Annotated in this window: 2 protein-coding genes; both read right to left on the minus strand. The window is 76.8% G+C overall.

Annotation, left to right across the window (positions count from 1 at the left end; genetic code table 11):
- Positions 1–89: 89 nt before the first annotated feature.
- The gene (rny, locus tag ACFWXO_RS45315) at positions 90–1,526 is read right to left on the minus strand and encodes a ribonuclease Y (RefSeq protein ID WP_380533112.1); all 1,437 of its coding nucleotides are present in this window, start codon (positions 1,524–1,526) and stop codon (positions 90–92) included.
- A 77-nt stretch (positions 1,527–1,603) separates the two neighbouring features.
- The coding region (locus ACFWXO_RS45320; RefSeq protein WP_380533115.1) for a regulatory protein RecX at positions 1,604–2,353 on the minus strand (750 nt) is incomplete at its 5' end.

A 2,353-nucleotide genomic window follows, 5' to 3' on the forward strand; every position in this document is an offset into this window, starting at 1 on the left:
CCTCGTACTGGACGTACTTGGGCGATTCGGGCGTGCGTCCAGGCGGGATGCCCGGCGTCGCGCGCCTGGCAAGATCCGCCGGACAGGCCCTAACCCGCCACCGCCGTGGCCCGGCTCTCCCGCACCACCGTCACCCGGATCTGGCCCGGGTAGGTCAGCTCCGCCGAGACCTGCCGGGCCACCTCCCGGGCGATCAGCTCCGCCCCGAGGTCGTCCACCGTGTCCGGCCGGACCATCACCCGCACCTCGCGCCCGGCCTGCATCGCGTACACCTCGGCCACCCCGGCGTGCGAACGGGCGATCTCCTCCAGCCGGGCCAGCCGCCGCACGTGCAGCTCCAGCGACTCCTTGCGCGCCCCCGGCCGCCCGCCCGAGCAGGCGTCCGCGGCCTGGGTCAGCACGGCCGTCACCGTACGGGGCTCCACCTCGCCGTGGTGGGCGGCGATCGCGTGCACCACCTCGGGGGACTCCCCGTGCCGCCGGGCGAAGTCCGCGCCGACCGCCGCGTGGCTGCCCTCGACCTCGTGGGTGAGCGCCTTGCCGATGTCGTGCAGCAGCGCCGCCCGGCGCACCGGCTCCGGGTCCACCCCCAGTTCGGCGGCCATCATCCCGGCCAGGTGCGCGGACTCCAGCAGGTGGCCGAGCACGTTCTGCCCGTAGGAGGCGCGGTAGCGCAGGGAGCCCAGGGTACGGACGAGTTCGGGGTGCAGCCCGCCGATCCGGGCGTCCAGCAGGGCGTCCTCGCCGGCCCGGACGCAGCGCTGCTCGACCTCGGCCCGGCTGCGCTCGTGGACCTGCTCGATCCGGCTCGGCTGGATCCGGCCGTCCTCGACCAGTTGCTCCAGGGTGAGCCGGGCGGCCTCCCGGCGGACCGGGTCGAAGCAGGAGAGCTGCACCGAGGCCGGGGTGTCGTCGATGATCAGGTTGACGCCGGTGACCGCCTCGAAGGCGCGGATGTTGCGGCCCTCGCGGCCGATGATCCGGCCCTTCATCTCCTCGCCCGGCAGCCGGAAGACGGTGACGGCGGTCTCCGCGGTCTGCTCCGAGGCCAGCCGCTGGATCGCCCCGGCCAGGATGGACCGGGCCCGGCTCTCGCCCTCCTCCTTGGCCCCGCGCTCGATCTCCCGGACCGTGACGGCCGCCTCCCGCCGGGCCGACTCCTCGGCCTCGCGCAGCAGTTGGGCGTGCGCCTGCTCGGCGGAGAGCCCGGCGGCGTGCTCCAGGGCCGCCGCCCGGCGGGCCGCGAGCGCCTCGACCTCGCCCCGGGAGTGCTCCAACTCGGCCGAGCGCGCGGCCAGTTCGTCCTCGCGCTGGCGCAGCCGGCGGAGCTCCTCGGCCAAGTCCTCCTCGCGCCGCGCGAGTTCGTCCTGCCGGCGGCCGGCCTCGGCCAGCGCCTGCCGCCGGGCGGCCTGTGAGCGCCTGAACACCAGCACGACCAGCACCGCGATCACCAGCAGGACGGCGACGGCCGACCCGACGATCGGCACCAGGGAGCCACCGGTAGCGGTGCCCGCCGAGATCCTCATGCGTGCGAGGCTAGGTGCGGGTCACGAAAGGGTCAAGACTCGGCCTGGTCCGGACCAAGAATGCCACCGAACTGCCACTACTCCCCCGCGTGTCCCGACGGGTCCGCGGCCGCTTCCTCCTCCAGCGCGGCGCGCACCACCCGGAAGGCCAGGCCCTCGGAGTAGCCGCGCCGGGCCAGCACGCCGACCAGCCGCCGGGTGCGGACCTGCGGGTCCAAGCCGCGGGTGGACCGAAGCTTGCGCTCGACCAGCGCCCGGGCCGCGTCCGTCTCGTCGTCGTGGTCGACCTGGACGAGGGCCTGCTCGACCAGGTCGGCGGCGACGCCCTTGGTGCGCAGCTCCTGGGCCAGCGCCCGCCGGGACAGGCCCCGGACGGCGTGCCGGGACTCCACCCAGGCCGCGGCGAAGGCCGCGTCGTCGATCAGCCCGACCTCTTCCAGCCGGGTGAGCACCTGCTCGGCGACGTCCTCCGGAATCTCCCGCTTGCGCAGCGCGTCGGCGAGTTGCTTGCGGCTCTTGGCGGTGCCGGTGAGCAGCCGCAGGCAGATGTCCCGGGCCCGGGTCTCCGGGTCGGTCTGCTCCTCGGCCCGCTTGCGGGAGGTGCGGGCGGTGCCCTTCTCCTCCGCCGGCAGGCCCTCGTCGGAGCGTTCGCCGCGCCGGGCCCGGCGCGGGCGGGCGGGCGGGGCGGCCGCACCCCCGTGACCGGCCGCCCCGGCCTCGCGCCGCCGGCCGACGGCAGCCGGCTCCGCGGGGGCCAGCGCCGGGGGGGGGGGCGGGGGCGGGGGGGGGGGGGCGCGGGGGGGGGGGGCCGGGCGCGCGCGGCGGGC

The sequence above is a fragment of the Kitasatospora sp. NPDC059088 genome, from assembly GCF_042738155.1.
Lineage (GTDB): Bacteria > Actinomycetota > Actinomycetes > Streptomycetales > Streptomycetaceae > Kitasatospora.